This is a genomic window from Photobacterium sp. GB-210, from assembly GCF_003026075.1.
Taxonomy (GTDB): domain Bacteria; phylum Pseudomonadota; class Gammaproteobacteria; order Enterobacterales; family Vibrionaceae; genus Photobacterium.
Window position 1 is genome coordinate 110,268 of sequence record NZ_PYNU01000007.1, and the last position, 20,194, is coordinate 130,461.

15 protein-coding genes are annotated in these 20,194 nt (G+C 38.7%); 8 read left to right on the forward strand and 7 right to left on the reverse strand.

Annotated elements, in window-relative coordinates:
- Positions 1-119 precede the first annotated feature (119 nt).
- Both C9J38_RS11465 and C9J38_RS11470 read left to right on the forward strand, forming a co-directional pair.
- On the forward strand, positions 120-746 hold the full coding sequence (locus C9J38_RS11465; RefSeq protein ID WP_233218500.1) for a hypothetical protein: 627 nt from the start codon (positions 120-122) through the stop codon (positions 744-746).
- Between the two features lie 110 nt (positions 747-856).
- Positions 857-2,185, forward strand: a complete 1,329-nt coding sequence (locus tag C9J38_RS11470) for an MATE family efflux transporter (protein ID WP_107207216.1) — start codon at positions 857-859, stop codon at positions 2,183-2,185.
- A 710-nt stretch (positions 2,186-2,895) separates the two neighbouring features.
- Here C9J38_RS11470 and C9J38_RS11475 read toward each other — a convergent pair.
- The 3 genes from C9J38_RS11475 to C9J38_RS11485 all read right to left on the reverse strand — a co-directional run bounded on the left by C9J38_RS11475 (position 2,896) and on the right by C9J38_RS11485 (position 6,487).
- Complete coding sequence (locus tag C9J38_RS11475) at positions 2,896-4,290, reverse strand: peptide MFS transporter (protein WP_107207217.1); 1,395 nt, start codon at positions 4,288-4,290, stop codon at positions 2,896-2,898.
- Positions 4,291-4,697: 407 nt separating this feature from the next.
- A complete protein-coding gene (locus tag C9J38_RS11480; protein ID WP_107207218.1) occupies positions 4,698-5,654 on the reverse strand; it encodes an electron transfer flavoprotein subunit alpha/FixB family protein in 957 nt (318 codons plus the stop codon).
- The gene (locus C9J38_RS11485; protein WP_107207219.1) at positions 5,654-6,487 is read right to left on the reverse strand and encodes an electron transfer flavoprotein subunit beta/FixA family protein; all 834 of its coding nucleotides are present in this window, start codon (positions 6,485-6,487) and stop codon (positions 5,654-5,656) included. The genes C9J38_RS11480 and C9J38_RS11485 overlap by 1 nt, the downstream gene beginning before the upstream one ends.
- Positions 6,488-6,618: 131 nt before the next feature.
- On the opposite strand from C9J38_RS11485, the gene C9J38_RS11490 reads away from it, so the two are divergent.
- The 4 genes from C9J38_RS11490 (at position 6,619) to C9J38_RS11505 (ending at position 12,829) form a co-directional block, all read left to right on the forward strand.
- On the forward strand, positions 6,619-8,328 hold the full coding sequence (locus C9J38_RS11490) for an electron transfer flavoprotein-ubiquinone oxidoreductase (RefSeq protein ID WP_107207220.1): 1,710 nt from the start codon (positions 6,619-6,621) through the stop codon (positions 8,326-8,328).
- 383 nt (positions 8,329-8,711) lie between these two features.
- Positions 8,712-11,009 carry a formate C-acetyltransferase gene (gene pflB / locus C9J38_RS11495; RefSeq protein WP_107207221.1) on the forward strand — a complete coding sequence of 766 codons (2,298 nt, stop codon included), beginning with the start codon at positions 8,712-8,714 and terminating at the stop codon, positions 11,007-11,009.
- Between the two features lie 287 nt (positions 11,010-11,296).
- On the forward strand, positions 11,297-12,130 hold the full coding sequence (locus C9J38_RS11500) for a C13 family peptidase (protein ID WP_107207222.1): 834 nt from the start codon (positions 11,297-11,299) through the stop codon (positions 12,128-12,130).
- Positions 12,131-12,415: 285 nt separating this feature from the next.
- Complete coding sequence (locus C9J38_RS11505) at positions 12,416-12,829, forward strand: hypothetical protein (protein ID WP_107207223.1); 414 nt, start codon at positions 12,416-12,418, stop codon at positions 12,827-12,829.
- A gap of 155 nt (positions 12,830-12,984) precedes the next feature.
- Here C9J38_RS11505 and murP read toward each other — a convergent pair whose 3' ends face one another.
- Together murP and murQ are read right to left on the reverse strand one after the other, a co-directional pair.
- Positions 12,985-14,439 (reverse strand): PTS N-acetylmuramic acid transporter subunit IIBC, encoded by a 1,455-nt coding sequence (gene murP, locus C9J38_RS11510; protein WP_107207224.1) that lies wholly within the window; start codon positions 14,437-14,439, stop codon positions 12,985-12,987.
- Positions 14,440-14,470: 31 nt separating this feature from the next.
- The gene (murQ, locus tag C9J38_RS11515; protein ID WP_107207225.1) at positions 14,471-15,376 is read right to left on the reverse strand and encodes an N-acetylmuramic acid 6-phosphate etherase; all 906 of its coding nucleotides are present in this window, start codon (positions 15,374-15,376) and stop codon (positions 14,471-14,473) included.
- A 252-nt stretch (positions 15,377-15,628) separates the two neighbouring features.
- Here murQ and C9J38_RS11520 point away from each other — a divergent pair, with 252 nt between their 5' ends.
- Entirely contained in the window at positions 15,629-16,480 is an 852-nt protein-coding gene (locus C9J38_RS11520; RefSeq protein ID WP_107207226.1) for an SIS domain-containing protein, read from the forward strand.
- A 66-nt stretch (positions 16,481-16,546) separates the two neighbouring features.
- Here the strand turns inward: C9J38_RS11520 and C9J38_RS11525 are convergent, their stop codons facing one another.
- Complete coding sequence (locus C9J38_RS11525) at positions 16,547-17,062, reverse strand: GNAT family N-acetyltransferase (RefSeq protein WP_107207227.1); 516 nt, start codon at positions 17,060-17,062, stop codon at positions 16,547-16,549.
- 159 nt (positions 17,063-17,221) lie between these two features.
- Between C9J38_RS11525 and C9J38_RS11530 the strand changes: the two genes are divergently transcribed.
- Positions 17,222-18,025, forward strand: coding sequence for an arylamine N-acetyltransferase (locus C9J38_RS11530; protein WP_107207228.1), 804 nt, complete (start codon positions 17,222-17,224; stop codon positions 18,023-18,025).
- Between the two features lie 165 nt (positions 18,026-18,190).
- Here C9J38_RS11530 and C9J38_RS11535 read toward each other — a convergent pair whose 3' ends face one another.
- Entirely contained in the window at positions 18,191-19,987 is a 1,797-nt protein-coding gene (locus tag C9J38_RS11535) for a GTP-binding protein (protein ID WP_107207229.1), read from the reverse strand.
- Between the last annotated feature and the right edge of the window lie 207 nt (positions 19,988-20,194).

Sequence of the window (20,194 nt, forward strand, 5' to 3'; positions counted from 1 at the left end):
TCTACTTGTCATTTATTATTAAAACCTCATGAATTACATGACATTGCAAAATTTTATGCTACGATAAACTCCTTGCATCTTTAGTTGTTGTGTATGTTATTTCATGAAGGTCATTCATTTTGTTCAGTGATATTTTAGCAACGAGCCTTGAGGAATTTGCTCACGATTGCATGTTGCTATGTGAGCAACACTACCCAACGATTCATAGCCGAGGCATGCAAGAAGATCATTTAGCGAAAACACTTTGCCGCCGTATTGCAGCTAATTGTGCCCAACAAAACACACCTGTCAAAATTACCCACACAGATCAAAGCCAACATGCATCGCAAGCTATCTATTGCTTACAGCACGAACATTCATATATCTGGGTGATTGCCCATCACTTCATTAGTGCCAATAAAGCCCGTAGAGATGCATTACTTAATACTATTGAGCAAGTGAAAAACAAGTTTTCTACTCATGGTGAACATTACCTTATGGTGATTGCTGATCATTGGTTCGATCGCAGTAAAGCGAGTAAGGAAATTCCCGCTTGGTGGCTTGGTGAATTACCTGATAATCATCTTGAATATGCTGCAACAGGAATCAAGCTTCAACCCAGTGAGAGCAGTTTTGCTGAGTCGGTAAAACAACGCTTTCATTTAACAAATGGCAGCATGTCTCTTAAACATCCTTTTGTACGTCATGATAATCAATCCCCTGTTTTACGTTATCTATTCTTAACTGCAATTTATAAGATTGACTAACTCCCCATTCCGATTAAAATGCGCCAAATTTTTAGTCTAACCGAATAAGTGTAATTTAACTTAAACGGTTTTAGTGTGATATCTCCTATCACCATACACGGAATGTTCTTATGTCTGTCTCATCGTCTCAACCTTTATCATTACGTGACGATTCTATTTTTCGTTTATTTTGGCGTTATACGCTCCCCACTATCGCTTCCATGTTGATCACCGGCATTTATGTTGCTGTCGATGGCATGTTTGTTGGCCACTTTATTGGTGAAAACGGACTTGCAGCAATCATACTTGGCTATCCGATTGTCTCCATTCTTTACGCCATAGGTGCTCTTATTGGTATGGGTGCATCGGCATTAGTTTCGATAAAGCTGGGGGAAGATAAAACAGAGGAAGCGAGAAATATTGTTGGTAACGCATTCAGCTTATGCCTAATAGCAGCAATGATTATTTGTGGATTAGGGATCACATTTGGCACAGACATACTGCAATGGGTTGGCGCAAAGGGAGAGATCCTATCAATGGCAGAAGATTACCTCTTCTGGTACTTCAGTATGGGTTTCTTTGCCATCATCTCAATGGCATTTTCATCACTATTACGTAATGATGGACAACCCAAACGCGTGACTTACATCATGATTTTCGGTGGTCTGCTGAATATCTTCTTAGACTGGCTATTTATTGTGGTGATCCCTTGGGGATTAACAGGCGCAGCTATTGCCACAATGCTATCTCAAGCCGCCACCAGCATCTTGTGTTTACAGCATTTCTTTAGCAACAAATCAGCACTACGAATTCATTGGGACAGCCTAAAACTTAAACTTGATACCTGCTTACAAATTTTACAACTCGGAACATCAAGTTTACTCATGTACATGTACCTATCTGTCGTACTAATTTTACACAACAAAGCTTTCTTGATGGTCGGTAAACCGATTCATGTTGCTGCCTACAGCATCGTGAGTTATACAGAGGCTTTCTTCTATTTAATTTTCGAAGGCATTGCATTAGGCACACAACCGATCACCAGTTTTAATACAGGTGCAGGTTTAAAAGATCGTGTGATCAAAGCACGAAACCTTGCTTTTGCCGTTACCCTTGTTGTCGCGCTTATTGGCGTCACAATACTTTATAGTTTACCCGATTATGTCGTGTATTTATTCGCAGGTGATAATCAACTGCTTCAACCTGTTGCTATAAACGGTATGCACCTTTATTTCTGGGGATTACCTTTCGAAGGATTATTACTTATTGGTGCGACCTATTTCCAATCAATTAACATGGCAAAAGAAGCGTCGATATTAACTGGTGGAAAGTTAATTTTGATCTCTATTTTTATCTTTACGTTCGCGCATATTTTTGGCGTTGACGGTGTATGGGTCGCATTACCTTTTTGTAGCTTACTTCTGACATCATGGATGATATATAAACTCAAAAGCCTTTAATGTCGACAAAGATCGGTAGTGATTGTTAAACATTGCTACCGGTCTATTTAAAACACTATCCAATTAACATAAGAACAATGAATTATTAGTGTATTCCTTGAGGGATAATTATAAAGACTTCCAAGAAAACAGTTAACCAACTGTTTTAATAGGATTTATATTTATCTACAATAGAATGAAACATGAAAAAATTATTACTCCATTAGCACTTATTTTTCAGCATTCGCAGTTACTTCAGCACATGCAGAAGTTAAACAAGATTACCTTATCGGCGCTGATCTTGGTTTACGACTTTCAGGCGCAATGGTAGCAAAGTCAGCGAGTACAAATGATGAGTTAGATTTAGACAATAGCGCGATTTAAGGTATTCATGGTGGTGTAACACTTAATGATCATCATCGCTTAACCTTAGGTTACACTCATGAAGAACTGTCTTTTAAAGACGATAGTGGTTCAGCAGGCTTAGAGACTGTAAAGTTCAGCTCTTGTTGTTTTCCCCATTACTTAAACGGCACGGTTAAAGCAAAAAGTTACATTTTTACTTCTATAATTATTTAGCATCTATAAGATTACAGCCTTTGTCGATATCATTTATCTAACACCTGCCATATTAATTTTCAAATATCTAACAGTTACTTTTCAAATTATAACAAAAAAGCCCATAGCTATTCCTAACTATGGGCTAAACGAAGAGATGAATCGTTTAAATTTTAATTTGCTTCTGCAAGTTTAGCTTCCGCTTCTTTCATTGCCGTTGTTGGTTGACCTTCTGCACCGTGCATCCAGTCAACTAACTTACCAGAGAACATGATAAGAATAAGACCTGATAGCGTTGCAGCAATTGCGATACCACCAAAGATAGATAGTGCACCGGCATCGCCAATATGTGAGCCAATAATACCCGCCGCATAGTTTGCTAATGCGTTAAACGAGAACCACACCCCCATTAGCAGTGAACATAAGCGTAATGGTGCAAGTTTCGTTACCATCGATAAACCGATTGGTGATAGGCATAGCTCACCCAGTGTATGGAAGAAATACGCACCTACAAGCCATAGCATTGATGTTTTAACCGTTAAATCGCCACCTTGTTCTAACGCTGCTCCCACCATGAATAAAAAGCCAATTGCAAGGAAGAACAATGCTGCCGCAAATTTAATTGGTGAGCTTGGCTCCTTCGAGCCCATTTTTACCCATAATGAAGCAATAACAGGCGCTAACGTAATAATGAAGAACGGGTTAAGTGATTGGAACCACTCTGTTGGTACAGTAAAGCTGCCAATAATACGATCTGTATACTGTTGGGTGTAAATGTTCATCAATCCACCGGCTTGTTCAAAGCCAGCCCAAAAGACAATAACGAACAGACCCATGACCATAATAACTTTTAAGCGATCACGTTCAACTTTTGTTAATGGCTCTTTTTTACCTGATTTGTTTTTAGCTGCATCACGTTTAGCGGCAGCCTCAATACCAATATCACCCAAATAACGACGTGCAAATAACATTTGAAGCGTTAAACCAATACAGATACCGATACCAGCAGTTGCAAAGCCTGCTTTATAACCCCAGATTGTTACAGCTGTACCTGCAATAATACCAGCAAGTAGCGAACCTAAATTGATACCCATATAGAAAATGGTAAATGCACCATCACGACGGTTATCACCTTCATCATAAAGATCACCAACCATAGTTGAGATATTGGCTTTAAATAAACCATTACCGATGATCATCAACGTTAGGCCAGCATAAAAAACATGCAATGCAGAATCCCCAACAACCGAGTTAGGTAATGCAAGAACAAATTGTGCAGCAGCCATTGCCACACCACCTATCATGACGCAACGGCGTTGTCCTAAAAAGTTATCGGCAATCCAGCCACCGATGAGAGGAGTAAGATAGACAAGTCCGGTATAAGTCGCGTAAAGACTTAGCGCATCTTTTGCTGTCCAGCCAAAACCACCGTCCATTGTTTTTGAAGTTAAATAAAGGACAAGAATGGCGCGCATGCCATAAAAGCAAAATCGCTCCCATAGTTCAGTACCAAACAATAAGAACAGCCCCTTAGGGTGTCCTAGTAATGTGCTAGAGTCTCTTCTCATAATTATTCCTTTTAATTCGTTTTTCATTCAGTAAATGAATACTGGCATTACTTATAAGGAATAACTATTCACATATCAAATTAGCACTAAATTGCTATAAGATTTGTTTTTTAATAAGCCTATGATTTTAAAATAGAATAAAAATACAACAACGATAATGAAAAATAATATTTAACTTTAACAGTAGATTAATAAACCACTCAACCATAAATCACTAGTCTTTTAACCTAAAAAGGAATAAATAATTAGTGAATACCTATAAATATTTCATTTAAGTTACAAATATAACAAAAATTCCATCATTTAGAGTACTTTTTAAACAAGGAACAGTTTCTATAACTTGTATTGGTTAAGAAACATACTCATCCATTTTAAGATAAAATGTGAAAAATTATTCTCAACGCACCCTATTTACATTTGGATGAAAGCTCAGGGACTAAATCGAATAAATCTCCCACTAAACCGTAATCGGCATAAGAAAATATACTTGCATCAGGATCATTATTAATAGCCACAATCACTTTTGCATCTTTTATCCCAGCAATATGTTGAACTGCACCCGAGATCCCAACGGCAATATAAAGTTCTGGAGCAATAATTTTCCCGGTTTGCCCTACTTGGTAATCGTTAGGTACGAATCCAGCATCCACGGCTGCGCGAGAAGCACCAACCGCACCGTCTAAGGTATCTGCTAATTGCTCAATCAATAAAAATCCATCTTTACTTGCAACACCTCGCCCACCTGCGACCACAACACGTGCTGTAGTAAGATCTGGTCGCTCATGGTTACTCGTTTGCATGTCAACAAAACGTGTTCGAGTTAATGAATGACTGATCTTTAGCATTTCTGGTTCAGCGTGTTGTTTCGATAAACCACACGGCTCGAAACTGGCACCGCGAATTGTTGCCACCATAACAGCCTCACAAGACTTAACCTCAACCGTTGCGTTACCTGCATATATAGGACGAACCGCTGTATCTAAGCCAGTAAATGCCATCACATCGGATAGTTGATCCACACACAACATCGCGGATAGACGCGGTAACAGATCTTTACCTGATGTGCTGCTGCTCATAAAAATATGACTATAGTTCGATGCAATATCCTTAATAACCTTAGAGACGTTTTCTGCCAAACCATGCTGATAACAAACATCATCCACCAATAACACTTTATCAATATCGGCTAACTCGGCTGCCTGCTGTGCAACACATTCACATTGAAAACCAACCACGACAATATGGATACTTAACCCCTTGCTAAAACGCTGTAATGAAGCTGCCGCAGTAACAACTTTACGTGTAGCTAACGAGATATTCTGATGATCATGCTCTGCGATAATCAAAATGTTTGCTGTCTTCATTAGATCACCTTTACTTCATGACTTAACTTATCAATAAGTGCATCAACATTGTCGACCATAACCCCAGCTGTCCGTGGTTTTGGCGCGTTATAGTGAAGTATTGTTTGAGACGTTGTCTTTATCAGATTTTCAAGCGATGGGTACTGCACGCTATTTTTTTCAATAAACTCTTGCAACGAAATGCTCGTTAATGGTTTAGCTTTCGCTTTCATAATATTTGGAAGTGATGCAAATCTGGGTGTATTAAGTCGTAAATCGCAGCTAATCACACAAGGAACTTTAACCGCCAAAGTTTCAAGACCACCATCGACTTCACGAGTCACAATAAGCTCATCTAATATCGAAGGGTTGTCATAGTTAATCTCTGAAGCATAAGTCGCTTGTGGGCAGTCTAATATTCCCGCCAGCATTTGAGGTGTTTGATTGTTATCGCCATCAATAGACTGTTTCCCCATTAACACCACATCACTCTTGTTCTGTATAGTTAATACAGATAACAGCATTGCTATTTTTAGCGGGGTGATATTTGTTACATCGTCACTTTCAGTTTGATTAGTATTGATATGAATAGCGCTATCGGCCCCTAGTGCGAGTGCCGTCCTTAATGATTCATTGCAACTATCATCCCCAATACAAACAACAACGACCTCTGACGCTATCCCTTGTTCTTTAAACTGTACGGCTTGTTCAAGTGCGATTGCACAAAAAGGATTAATGGTTTTCTTCACATTATGATCGTCAATACCACTATTATCATCTTTTACACGGATCGCTACATAAGGATCAATCACGCGCTTAATCGCCACTAATATACGGATAGTAGATTCTGCCATATCACATACCTCTAATAAGAAGTCGTTGATTTAACGGCTAATACAGGAATGCCTTTGTTTCTTTGAGACTAGTTGAATTTACGTTTACGTCAACTGGACTATAGTTAAATGAAGCAATAAAGGAGTCATCTATGGCAGAGGAAGAAAGTGCTCAAGACAGTATCTCTTTTGATGTTTTAATCGTCGGCGCAGGACCTGCCGGTCTTGCTAGTGCTATCCAACTTGCGCAATTAGCCAAAGAGCATCAGCGACCATTCTCTATTGCTGTAATAGAAAAAAGTGCCGAAATCGGCGGACATATTTTATCTGGCGCCTTATTTGATCCCCACGCACTCAACGAATTATTACCAAACTGGCAAGATACTGATTGCCCAGTCCGCACCAAAGTAAAACATGATGAGTTTTATTGGTTAACCAACTCACAATCAGTATTTTCAATCCCACCTTTATTACGTCCAAAAGTGTTTGAAAATCACGACCATTATATTGTTAGCTTAAGTGAGTTATGCCGTTGGCTAGCAAAACAAGCCGAGCTATTGGGTGTCGAAATCTACCCTGGCTTTTGCGCTGACAAAATACAGTTTGAACACCAAAGGAGTGACAGCGTAACAAGTGATAATGCCGATTTACCCATTTACATGAGCACCGTAAAGGGGATTACAACCAAAGCAATGGGATTAGACAAACAAGGTCACAAAAAAGAAAACTATCAACCCAGTATGCTGATTAATGCGCGTTACACTATTTTTGCCGAAGGTAGTCGAGGACATTTAGGAAAAGCGCTAATAAAACAACTTAAGCTCGATAAGCACAAACAACCGCAACATTACGCATTAGGGATAAAAGAAATTTGGCAGGTTCCCAAGCAACAGCATCAACAAGGCAGAGTGATCCATAGTTTGGGCTGGCCACTAAGCGAATCAAGTTCAACGGGTGGCGCTTTTATGTACCACCTTGGTGATAACCATATCGCAGTAGGGCTTATTACCGACTTAAACTACCGTAACCCTTACCTTAGCCCGTTTGATGAATTTCAACGGCTAAAGCATCACCCTCTATTTGCGCAAGTTCTTCAAAACGGAAAACGAATTGAATACGGTGCAAGAGCGATTACCAAAGGGGGGTTAGCCTCCCTACCCAAACAGTCATTCCAAGGCGGTGTATTAATAGGCTGTGATGCTGGTACCCTGAATATGAACAAATTAAAAGGCTGCCACACCGCGATGAAATCCGGGATGTTAGCGGCAAGCGCGGTATACAGTGAGTTAATTCGTGATCATTCCCATACCGAGCCTTGCTATAACGCTCTTTTTGAAAGTAGCTGGCTGTATGATGAACTTCATCAAGCGAGAAATACCACTGCAAATATCCATAAATTCGGTCAACTGAGTGGCGCTATTGCAACCTATTTAGAGCAAAGTCTATTTAGTGGTCGTGCAAAATGGCAGCTTAATAACAATGTGCCAGATCATACTTGCCTACTGCCTATATCAAAAACAAACAAGATAAGTTACCCCAAACCTGATAACCAATTAAGCTTTGATAAAACCTCTTCACTCTATCTTGCTTCTATTAGCCATCCTGACGATCAACCTTGTCACCTTCAATTACAAGATGCTCAAATACCAATAAGCCAACATCTAAAAGCGTTTGATGAACCTAGCCAACGTTACTGCCCTGCAGGTGTTTATGAAGTTATTGAAGAAAATAACCAAGTGAAATTTCAAATCAATGCAAGTAACTGTTTGCAATGCAAAGCCTGCGATATAAAAGATCCTTCTCAGAACATTTCTTGGACGCCACCAGAAAGCGGATCAGGGCCTAATTATAGAAAAATGTAATAAGTCTAAACTTTTTTTGAATTAAAGTTCTTAAACACAACAAAATGCTTCTAACATCATATTGATACAAATAAACGTATAACACATTGTTTATTAATACATATATCTATCTATACATCATGTATTATTCACATGTATGCATTCAATGCATTTAAAAAATGAAAACCATTCATTTTACTCATAGCCTTATAAATCATAGTATTTATCTCAAGCCAAGAAGCAGTTAAGACAGCGAAATGACGACTGTTGAATAATAAAAAATAGGCTTCCAAAGCAGTGAATTAAATCAGCCGATCGTGCTCAACACACATCAGATTTTAAGTTTATGGTGAGTCAGTTTCATCATAACGCATTCGCATATATCACCTATTGAGGTAAACATTATGACAATCCCTACTACAGAAATGTTAGAAGCGTGGAAAGGTTTTAGCGCAGGTAACTGGCAGCAAGAAGTTAACACTCGTGACTTCATCCAGACTAACTACACGCCTTATGAAGGGGATGAGTCTTTCCTAGCCGATGTTACAGAAACAACAACATCACTATGGAATACCGTTCTAGAAGGTATTAAAGAAGAAAGCCGCACTCACGCGCCGGTTGATTTCGATACTGATTTACCATCAACAATTACTTCTCACGATGCAGGCTACATCAATAAAGATCTCGAAAAAATCGTAGGTCTACAAACTGATAAACCACTTAAGCGTTCAATCATCGCTAACGGTGGTATTCGCATGGTGAAAAACTCGTGTGAAGTATACGGTCGCAAACTGGATGAAAGTGTAGAGAAGATCTTCACTGACTACCGTAAAACACACAACAAAGCATGTTTCGACCTATACACTAAAGAAATCCTAGCATGTCGTAAATCTGGTATTATCACAGGTCTTCCAGATGCTTACGGTCGTGGTCGTATCATTGGTGACTACCGTCGTCTAGCGCTATACGGTATTGATTTTCTAAAAGCTGACAAGCAAGAACAATACAAGTCAACTCAAGCATTCCTAGAGCAAGGCCATGATCTAGAAAAAACACTTCGCCTACGTGAGGAGTTAGCAGATCAAGTTCAAGCACTAGAAGACATCCGTCAAATGGGCTTGAAATACGGCATCGATATGTCTGCACCTGCTCGCACAGCACAAGAAGCGATTCAGTTCACTTACTTTGGCTACCTAGCAGCGGTTAAATCTCAAAACGGCGCAGCAATGTCACTAGGTCGTACATCAACATTCCTTGATGTATTTATCGAGCGTGATATTCAAAACGGCTTGATCAACGAGCAAGAAGCGCAAGAGATGATCGACCACTTCATCATGAAGCTACGTATGGTTCGTTTCTTACGTACACCTGAGTACGATTCACTGTTCTCTGGCGACCCAATCTGGGCAACAGAAGCAATGGCTGGTATGGGTGTTGACGGTCGTACTTTAGTAACGAAGAGCACATTCCGTTACCTACACACACTACACACAATGGGTCCTGCACCAGAGCCAAACATGACTATTCTTTGGTCTGAGCAACTCCCTATTGCCTTTAAAAAGTACGCAGCGAAAGTATCGATTGAAACATCATCTGTTCAATACGAAAACGATGATCTAATGCGTCCTGATTTCAACAACGATGACTACGCAATCGCATGTTGTGTAAGCCCACAAGTTGTTGGTAAACACATGCAGTTCTTTGGTGCACGCGCTAACCTTGCAAAAGGTCTGCTATACACTATTAACGGCGGTATTGATGAAAAATCTAAAGCCCAAGTTGGCCCACAAGTAGCAAAAATTGAAGATGAAGTATTAGACTTTGATTCACTAATGCCACGCTTTGATTCAATGTTAGATTGGTTAGCAACACAATACGTGACAGCACTGAACATCATCCACTACTCTCACGACCGTTACAGCTACGAAGCATCACTAATGGCATTAATGGATCGCGATGTACGCCGTACTATGGCATGTGGTATTGCAGGTCTTTCTGTTGTTGCTGATTCATTATCAGCAATTAAATTTGCGAAAGTAACACCAGTACGTGACGAAGATGGCGTAGCAATCGATTTTAACATCGAAGGTGACTACCCTAAATTCGGTAACAACGATCCACGTGTTGATGATATCGCTTGCGACCTTGTTGAGCGCTTCATGAAGAAAATTCAGAAAATGCACATGTACCGTGAAGCAATTCCAACACAGTCAATCTTAACCATCACATCAAACGTTGTGTACGGTAAGAAAACAGGTAATACCCCTTGTGGTCGTCGTGCTGGTATGCCATTTGGCCCAGGTGCAAACCCAATGCACGGTCGTGATGAAAACGGTGCGGTTGCATCACTAACATCTGTATCTAAACTCCCATTTGCTTACGCGAAAGACGGTATCTCATACACCTTCTCTATCGTGCCAAATGCATTAGGTAAAGATGAAGAAACACAGAAACAAAACCTTGCAGCACTAATGGATGGTTACTTCCACCACGAAGCAGCAGGCACAACAGATGGCATTGAAGGTGGTCAACACCTAAACGTGAACGTATTAAACCGTGACATGTTACTTGATGCTGTTGAGCACCCAGAGAAATACCCACAGCTAACAATTCGTGTTTCTGGTTACGCAGTGCGTTTCAACTCACTGACTCGTGAACAACAACAAGATGTAATTAGCCGTACCTTTACTAATAAGATTTAATAAATAGCTACTACATTGGTAATATCCGACTAACTACCTAGGTATTACCATTTTGTCGCCATAGTTCCCTACCTAACTATGGCGGCTTTTTTATTCATTATTTACAGAAAATATAATCGTGAAACCTACTCTTTCAGCTTCTTAATTAACAAAGTTTTTATACTTACAATGTAAATAAATTACAAATGAGGTTGTGAAGCCACTCGATAAACTGTATTTATTGCTCTAATTTAAGTCTTCAGTTTTGTATAAAGAATTATCAATGACTAAAAAGATCAATAAAGAACATGTTAAATGCAACCATTCAGCCCATTACTTCTGTTCCTAAATTAATACTTATCGCACTTTCTTTCGCAATTCTTTCAGGCTGTGCGTCGAAGGAACTTCTGCTAGCTCAACCATCTTTAGTTGAACAGCAAACTTCAAAATTGTTACCACAACGCCCAAATAAAACAGACTTATATTTTGTAGGTTTTGCTGCAGACTCTAGTCAGAACGTATTTAGTAAAGAAGTTAAATATGCACAACAGTTATTTGATAACAAATTTGATACCAAAGGACGCTCTGTCACATTGATTAATCACTCATCAACTATCAATGAAGCTCCGATGGCTACACTATCGAATCTTGATAATGTATTAAAAGATATTGGTAATACTATCGACAAAAATGAAGATATTGTTTTTCTATTTCTTACTGGACATGGTTCTTTTGAAAAAGGCTTACACTCTAAATTTTGGCCGCACCATAAAGAGTTAGTAACACCTAAAGATCTTAAAAAATCCCTCGTTGAGTCAAAAATAAAGTGGAAAGTTGTCGTGGTTTCATCGTGTTTCTCAGGACAATTCGCTAATGAAATTGCAGGTTTACATACTTTAGTTATTACCGCGAGCAATCCAAGCCAACCATCATTTGGTTGTACCAACACCTCTGAATTTACCTATTTTGGTGAAGCTTTCTTTAAAGAACAGCTTGCACAAAATGCTTCATTTATAATGGCCTTCATCGCGGCAAAAGCCAGAATCACAGTTAAAGAAAATAAAATGGGATTCGAGAATTCACAGCCAATGATGATTACGTCAAAACCCATTATCGATAAGTTAAAAGAAATATCTCAATAATATTATTATTTCAAACTATATCGTTCTCTGGAGTAACAAACGACAAAGCGGAGCCTTTTGCTCCGCTTTATTGCACAAGTGTTGGTAAACTTTTTTATAATTAACTTTTCAGATCGTAATAATAAGTCTTAAAGCTCCAAAAATTTTATATCGTTAATTTAACAAATTATTACACTTATCACATTCAGAATATTTCCCATACATAAAAGTAAATTTTTACTTGATAATGCTTAATGTTAAATACTACTATTTTATTCTTAATTAGTAAGTCAAACAGGAAGTATCATGTCTAAAATAATTCTTAGCTCTATTTTTTTGATGATTACATTGACAGGATGTCAAACATTAAGTATATCTCTTCCAGAATCTGAATATCAAGGAAATCTACCTCCGCAAATTAAGAATGAAATAGCAAAAAGTGTTAATGATACTGAAATTGAGGGTATGAGAGGCGCTACAGCTAAAGTATATTTTGATAGTGAAAAATCACTAATGACTATTGCATACATGTTACGAAACCCACACTGGCAATGGACAATATATAAATCAGATGTAGAAAAAGACTCCTTTCCTTACTTATGTGAAAAATACGGCTATGAGATACACAATGGACTTGGTATACGTTATTGGTTTTCAGGATCTGGTGGCTTTACAACTGACACTGTAACAAAAGAAGTTTGTAATTCATTATCTAGCTAATGATTCTTTATTATATAAAAAATTTAATTTTTATGAGCGGTAAGTTAAACCATAAATATATCACTTTTAAAAACTCAACTTACCCTGAAAACGGTGCACTTTGCACCGTTTTTTATTTACTTCATCTTTTATACTAAGAAGCCTTCCTTATCATTTTAACTTAAATCGACATTTTTCGTACCAAAGAACCATGTTGCGACAAAACCTACGATATAAGCAATCAGCAAACCAATGGTAAAAATGGCCATACCTGCAAAGATACCAGAACTTGAGGTCATTAACGGTAAAGCAACAATACCAGATGGACCAAATACTGTATTTAAACCAATCGGTAATCCCAGATACGATACTAACCCAATAAAGAAACCACCCGCAGAGCCCCCCACACATGCAGTAACAAAAGGTTTAACCCGCGGTAATGTCACACCATAGATAAGCGGCTCGCCGATACCTAATAATCCCGGAATGATCGCCCCTTTTACCTGCAGACGTAACAAAGATTCTTTTTTCGCTTTAGCATATAAAGCCAGTGCTGCACCTACTTGCCCTGCTCCTGCCATGGCTAAAATCGGGAAAAGTGAGTTAAATCCTTGTGCGTCCATAAGAGCAAAGTAAACCGGAACAAAACCTTGGTGAATACCAAACATCACTGAGATTAAGAATAAACCGGCTAAGATCGCACTACCGAATGGATTACCATTTAAGTTGATAAATAACCATGACATCCCCTTAAATAGCTCACCACCAATTGGCATGATAATCACAAAGGTAACAGCGCCCATAATCAACAAGGTGATCATAGAAGTTAAGATCATATCTAAATTATCTGGAATATATTGGCGGACTTTTTTCTCAACGCCTGCACCAATAATGGCAGCAATCAGAACCCCAATAATATTGCCTCGTGGATCGATACCATTGCCGAAAAAGTCGTTCATTCCAGAGAAAATGCCAGACGTTGCATCTGGGTTATAACCAAGTACAAACAGTGACGCTAAAATCGCACCGTTTACCCCTGAACCACCAAACGCTTGCTGCGCATTGTAGCCAATAAGGATACTTAAGAAGCTAAATAAACCTTTACTGAAAACTTTCATATACGCAATTAAATCAAGTAAATGCGCATTAGGCGAGGCCTGCCCTATAACAAAAAGTTGTTCCAGCAAGGTCGCGATACCGAGTAATAAACCTGCAGCAATGAAACCGGGGATTAAAGGCGTAAATATAGTTGCAAACTTGCTTAGAAAGCGTTGTGCTGCACTGGTTTGTTTTTTCTTTAATTGCTGTTTATGTGCAGAAGCCACATCTTTTAGGTCGGAATGTGTTTTTGGAGAAGTTTTCTCCTCACCTTGCTCGTTCTCAAGCATACTATTCATCATTTCAGCTGCAGTTTGTGCTTTGCCCGGTCCTAACACAATCTGAAATTGATCGTCACTTTCAACTAACCCCATCACGCCTGCAATACGTTTGATTGAGTCACGATCAGCTAAGCTGTCATCTCGTAGTGTAAGACGTAATCGCGTCATGCAATTACCGCATTTAATAACGTTTTCGTTACCGCCGATTGCAGTGAGTATCTCTTGCATCATTGAAGCAGTTACTTTGGCCATCTTATGATCCTCGATATAACCGATTGTTTTATTATTTTTGGTCTAAAAGTGCATGACGAATAAAGCCATGATGCTTACCGAGTTTTGCAGTCGCCAACTCAGCATCAATATCAAGTAAAATCATAAGGATTGCGGTTTTACAATGGTTATTACACTGCGCAAGTGCCTCCGCTGCTTGTAATTCACTGCACCCTGTCGCTTCAACTACAATATTTTTTTGACGTTGGATAAGTTTGGCGTTGGTTGCTTCAACATCAACCATTAAGTTTCCAAAGACTTTCCCAGTACGGATCATTGCCCCTGTGGTTAACATATTTAGTACTAATTTCTGTGCAGTACCGGCCTTCATTCTTGAAGAGCCCGTTACCACTTCAGGCCCAACAATGGGGGTTAATGAAATATCTGCTATCTGCGTCATTGGACTATTCGCATTGCAACTTAAGGTAGCAACGGTTGCACCGATACTTTTTGCGTAATTCATTGCACCTAAGACATACGGCGTACGTCCGCTTGCAGCAATGCCAACAAGCACATCTTTTTCATTAAAACCAATCTGTTGTAAGTCACTTGCACCTAATTCAACATTATCTTCTGCATTTTCAACCGCCTTTAAAATCGCTGTATGACCACCAGCAATTAAGCCAACCACCAAATCGGGATTAGAACCGTATGTAGGAGGACATTCACTGGCATCCAAAATACCTAATCGACCTGATGTACCCGCACCGGTATAAATCAAACGTCCACCAGATTGGAAAGCATTAGCGATAAGATCAACAACCTTGGCAATTTCAGGAATAATGGCTTCTACTGCAAGTGCCACTTTCTTGTCTTCTTGATTGATAACTTTCAACATCTCAACCGTTGATAGCATATCGATGTTTTCACTATCTTTATTTCGGCTTTCTGTCACTAAGGTTGTTAGATCAATTTTCATTATCTGCTCTCTTCACTTGGAGGTTTTGTTGAGAGGCATCATATAGAATAAAAAATTCATTTAAGTGATAGTTATCACAACTAAAATTATTCATTTTGTGCCAAAATTAGAGAATAAATACGAGTCACAACTCTTTTAAACATTCTAAAGAATATAAAAATAACTTATTTATTCAGATAGTTAATTCCATTCAGGTTAAATGAATAATGTTTAGGTCTCGTTGAATAATTAATTCAATAAAATTAGGGAAATATGAGTATTTTAGAGCGAATGCAAAACCAAAGAAGTAGCTTATCGAGTAATGGAGTAAAGATATTAGACTTTATTCTTGAAGACCCAGCTTCGTTAAGTGCCTATGTCAGCCAAGATATAGCGAAAAAGGTAGGTGTTTCACAATCTGGTGTGATCAAATTTGCTCAACGGCTTGGTTTTAAGGGGTTTACAGCACTAAAACTTGCCATAATTGAAGATCTTGCTCAACAAAATGCCATTCTAGAACCCAAAAGACCTATTCATAACAAGATCCATAGCGATGATTCTTCAATAACGATTGCACAAAAGTTAATACAAGAGAAAACACACGCTATGATTGCGACAACCAACGCTATCAACTTTTCAGAATTTGAAGCTATCGTAAAACGGCTAAATCAAGCGCATCGCATACAAATTGTAGGCATTGGGGGTTCAGCATTAACCGCCAAAGATCTCACTTTTAAGCTGTTAAAATTAGGTATTACTGCACTCACTGAACAAGATACACATGTGCAAATCGCAACAGCGAATACATTAACGAAAAACGACATACTCATCGCTATTTCATTTTCAGGAAAACGGCGTGAGATAATAATGGCAGCACAATCAGCTTACGACAAAGGCGCGACAGTCATTGCGTTAACAAATATAAAAAAGAGCCCCTTACGGCAATTAGCCCACTATACGATTGACACTATTGCCGATGAAAAACAATTTCGAAGCTCTTCAATTTCTTCGCGAACCGCACAGAATGTTATCACTGATCTCCTTTTTATGGCCTTATTACAGCTGAAAAGCGATGATGCAAAACTACTTTTAAGTGATATATCATCAGTCATTGATAGAATTTAGCTTAATAATTACCAATACAACATTTGCAAATGTATTTTAATGTCAGACCGTGTCATTAAAGTGAGCTTATAATGTAGAAAGGTAAACACAAACCTCACGCTCTTTTCCTTGCATGTGGTTTATCTGATTACCTTTATAGGTTACGCCAAGCTTGTTGATAACCGATCTTGAACGTGCGTTATCAGCTAAATGGGTTACTTGTAACTGCGTTAAGCCACAGTGCTCTTTCATGTACGAAATTAATAAGCTTGACGCTTCAGTCGCATAACCATTTCCCCAAAAAGGAACACCCAGCCAGTACCCAAGCACACCTACGCCATTTTCTATTTTCGGGAAACTAACCGTACCAATGACTTCCATTGTTTGTTTTAAAACGATGGCGTAAACAATACCTGTACCGCTTAAGAACATGTTGCTATGTCCCTGAATCCAAGTGTGTGCATCCGATACAGAGTATGGATAAGGTATATTTGCTGTCATGTCAGAAATTCTTTGATCACTTAGCAAGTTAGCTACTCGTTCAGCATCTGTTAGCGTAAATGGTCTCAAAATTAAGCGTTGGCTTTCTATTGTTTGCTGCATCACATTTGGCTCCGTTTCCTTAATGATGAAATATATGGCTTAAGTGTAAATAATATTCAGCTCCCCCTTGACCTCAACTTAACTTGAGGGTGCAAAGTCGCTTTAACAAATGAATGTATTGAAGCATTCCCTCAGCAAGAACAAGTTTAGAGATCCAATATGAATAAAGAAATGCTATCAGCTTATTTAGAAAAAATCGGTTTTCAAGGAAACACATCCCCTGATTTAACGACTCTATTCGCTCTGCATCAAAGCCAACATAGCAGTATCCCTTTTGAAAATCTTGATATCGTCAATGGTTATACGATCGAACTTGAAGAAGATAAAATCTTTAATAAGCTCGTTTATTCTAATCGAGGCGGATATTGCTTTGAATTAAATAGCTTAATGAATCGCGTACTTAAAACGCTTCAATTTAATGTGGAGAAAAAGTTAGCTCGAGTCCACTTATCTGAAAATCCATCCGGTCGCGGGCATTTAGTCAATATTGTGACTTTCAATGAACAACAATGGCTTGTTGATACTGGTTTTGGCTCAAATACCCCCAGAGCACCACTACCAATTACGTTTAATCAAGAGCTTAAAGAAGAGAAACAAACCTTTCGATTTATCGAAGATGCGTTCTTTGGAATGATGTTGCAATGTAAAGTTCAAGAGCAATGGATAAACCAATATAGCTTAGATATGAGTTATGTCTGTGATGGCGACATTGAATATGCAAATCATTATGCATCCACCCATAGCAACTCACGATTTACAACTCAGGTAGTTGTCGTGGCAAGAACAGAGTATGGTAATAATATTCTTTTAAATAACCGTTTGAAGTTAGCTCACGCCGATGCCGTTACAGAAACTTTTATCAATGATGTCTCGTCTTTTCATCAAATATTAAAACAGCACTTTGGTATTGATAATCCAGTGCAGTTAGAAACATTCGAACAATACTTAGTCAATGAGAAATAACAGATTAATAGCCTAACAAGCAATGGATTAACTCTACAATTAAATAGATTTATTGCTATAAATGTTAGACACAAAAAAGCCCAGCAAAACTCGCTGGGCTTAAAGTGTAATTATTTTAAAACATGCGCTTATGCACAATAATGGTTAAGCCTGTTTTGTTATAAACTAATAGCTGTACATCGCTTTTCTAAGACGAATAGCTTTTGGCGTTACCTCAATCAGTTCATCACTATTAATCCACGTTAGTGCTTGCTCTACACTGAAATTCATAATGGCTTTCATGGCATAATTTTTATCTGCCACTGTTCTCCACATCCGAACGAGGTTCTTACCTTGGCGGCAGTTCACCCATAAATCGGTGTCATTAGATGCTGCTCCAATAATTTGCCCCTGATAAACCTGTTCACCATGGTTAATCATCAACCTTCCTCGCTCTTGTAACGAAGATAAAGAGTAAATTAAAGCTTTGCCAATACCATTTGAAACCAGTACGCCTTCACGCCTACAACCAATATCACCAACGATTTTTTTACCGTAGCCAACATCTTCCTTATGAATACTTGCAGAACCTTCGGTCAAACTTAGTAAAGTATGTCTAATACCTAACAATCCACGTTTTGGCCCTAAGAATAATAATCGTTGATGACTATTATCCAATGGCTGACTATGCTCGAATTGTGCTTTACGGTAAGCCATCTCTTCAATAACCTTGCCCATAAATTCATTGGCGCAATCAACGTAACATTTCTCGTAAGGCTCTTGCGTCTTACCTGCATCGGATTTCAACAAGATCGTCGGGCGAGATACAGAGAACTCGTACCCTTCTCGACGCATACTCTCAATTAAGACCCCAAGGTGTAATTCACCACGACCTGAAACTTCATAGACGCCTGCCTCTTCTGCCTCAGTAACATGCAGAGATACATTGTGTGAAGCTTCGAGATACAAGCGTTCTGCTAATTCTCGAGATTGTAATACCTTACCTTCTTGACCTGAAAAAGGAGAATCATTCACGCTAAATTTCACAGAAACAGTTGGCGTATCAATTTCTAGTGCTTCAAGCTCAACATCATTGCCACGTGAAGTAACAATATCTGAAATCGCAATATCAGATATCCCTGTTAAGGCTATAATATCGCCAGCCACACCGTAATCAACGGCAACACGACTTAATCCTTGTTGATGATAGACTTCTTTGATCTGACAGAAACGTGCATCTTCACCAGGCGCATTAACTGCTACTTTTTGGCCTCGATGAAAGGATCCTGAAATAACACGCCCTATCCCAATCAAACCAAGATATTCTGAGTAATCAAGTTGATGAATTTGAATAACAGGTTCTTGTTCAACGGTTACCGTTGGTGAAGCGACGTTTTCAACTAACATATCTAACAATGGCGCCATGCCATTTTCAGTATCAGCCTCACCAAAGGTGTCATAGGCAAATGCTTCTTTCGCAGAACATGATACTGCAGGAAAATCGAGCTGCTCGCAATCAGCACCTAGCGTTACAAATAAATCATAAAGTTGATCAATTGCCTTTTCTGGCTGTGCCTCTGGACGATCGACTTTATTCACTGCAACCAATAGTTTCAAACCTTTATTTATCGCTTTTTGAGCAACAAATCGTGTTTGTGGCATCGGTCCTTCAACTGCGTCAACAATAACAAGTACCGCATTTGCCATATCTATAACACGTTCAACTTCGCCACCGAAATCAGCATGTCCCGGCGTATCGATAATATTTATTCTTACCCCTTTCCAGTCGATTGCCGTGACTTTAGATAAAATAGTGATGCCTCTTTCTTGTTCTTGAGCATTACAGTCCATCACCAATCGTTGTGTGCTTTCTCTACGTGTTAATGCATCAGCTTGTCTTAATAGTTGATCGACAAGTGACGTTTTGCCGTGATCAACATGAGCAACAATCGCAATATTACGAATGTCTTTAGTATTTAACATTTTGTTATCCCCATATCGATGTGATAGCAACATCTTACATGGGTTTAATGAGCACCCAATAACGACATTTAGACTATAAGTATCAATTTAAGGACATTTATTAAATTAACTATTGGGAGTTATGGGTTATATATTTTATTTGTAATCCACAGAGACTTTGCAACGACAGTAAAATTTATTCCCCCGTATACATTCAACAAAGCTTCA

Excerpts from the sequence above, each read along its gene's own strand:
- C9J38_RS11530 (WP_107207228.1), top strand. The coding sequence starts at position 17,222 with ATGAATAAAGAAATGCTATCAGCTTATTTAGAAAAAATCGGTTTTCAA.
- murP (WP_107207224.1), bottom strand. The coding sequence starts at position 14,439 with ATGGCCAAAGTAACTGCTTCAATGATGCAAGAGATACTCACTGCAATC.
- C9J38_RS11475 (WP_107207217.1), bottom strand. The coding sequence starts at position 4,290 with ATGAGAAGAGACTCTAGCACATTACTAGGACACCCTAAGGGGCTGTTC.
- C9J38_RS11470 (WP_107207216.1), top strand. The coding sequence starts at position 857 with ATGTCTGTCTCATCGTCTCAACCTTTATCATTACGTGACGATTCTATT.
- pflB (WP_107207221.1), top strand. The coding sequence starts at position 8,712 with ATGACAATCCCTACTACAGAAATGTTAGAAGCGTGGAAAGGTTTTAGC.
- C9J38_RS11505 (WP_107207223.1), top strand. The coding sequence starts at position 12,416 with ATGTCTAAAATAATTCTTAGCTCTATTTTTTTGATGATTACATTGACA.
- C9J38_RS11520 (WP_107207226.1), top strand. The coding sequence starts at position 15,629 with ATGAGTATTTTAGAGCGAATGCAAAACCAAAGAAGTAGCTTATCGAGT.
- C9J38_RS11485 (WP_107207219.1), bottom strand. The coding sequence starts at position 6,487 with ATGGCAGAATCTACTATCCGTATATTAGTGGCGATTAAGCGCGTGATT.
- C9J38_RS11535 (WP_107207229.1), bottom strand. The coding sequence starts at position 19,987 with ATGTTAAATACTAAAGACATTCGTAATATTGCGATTGTTGCTCATGTT.
- murQ (WP_107207225.1), bottom strand. The coding sequence starts at position 15,376 with ATGAAAATTGATCTAACAACCTTAGTGACAGAAAGCCGAAATAAAGAT.
- C9J38_RS11490 (WP_107207220.1), top strand. The coding sequence starts at position 6,619 with ATGGCAGAGGAAGAAAGTGCTCAAGACAGTATCTCTTTTGATGTTTTA.
- C9J38_RS11525 (WP_107207227.1), bottom strand. The coding sequence starts at position 17,062 with ATGCAGCAAACAATAGAAAGCCAACGCTTAATTTTGAGACCATTTACG.
- C9J38_RS11500 (WP_107207222.1), top strand. The coding sequence starts at position 11,297 with ATGTTAAATGCAACCATTCAGCCCATTACTTCTGTTCCTAAATTAATA.
- C9J38_RS11480 (WP_107207218.1), bottom strand. The coding sequence starts at position 5,654 with ATGAAGACAGCAAACATTTTGATTATCGCAGAGCATGATCATCAGAAT.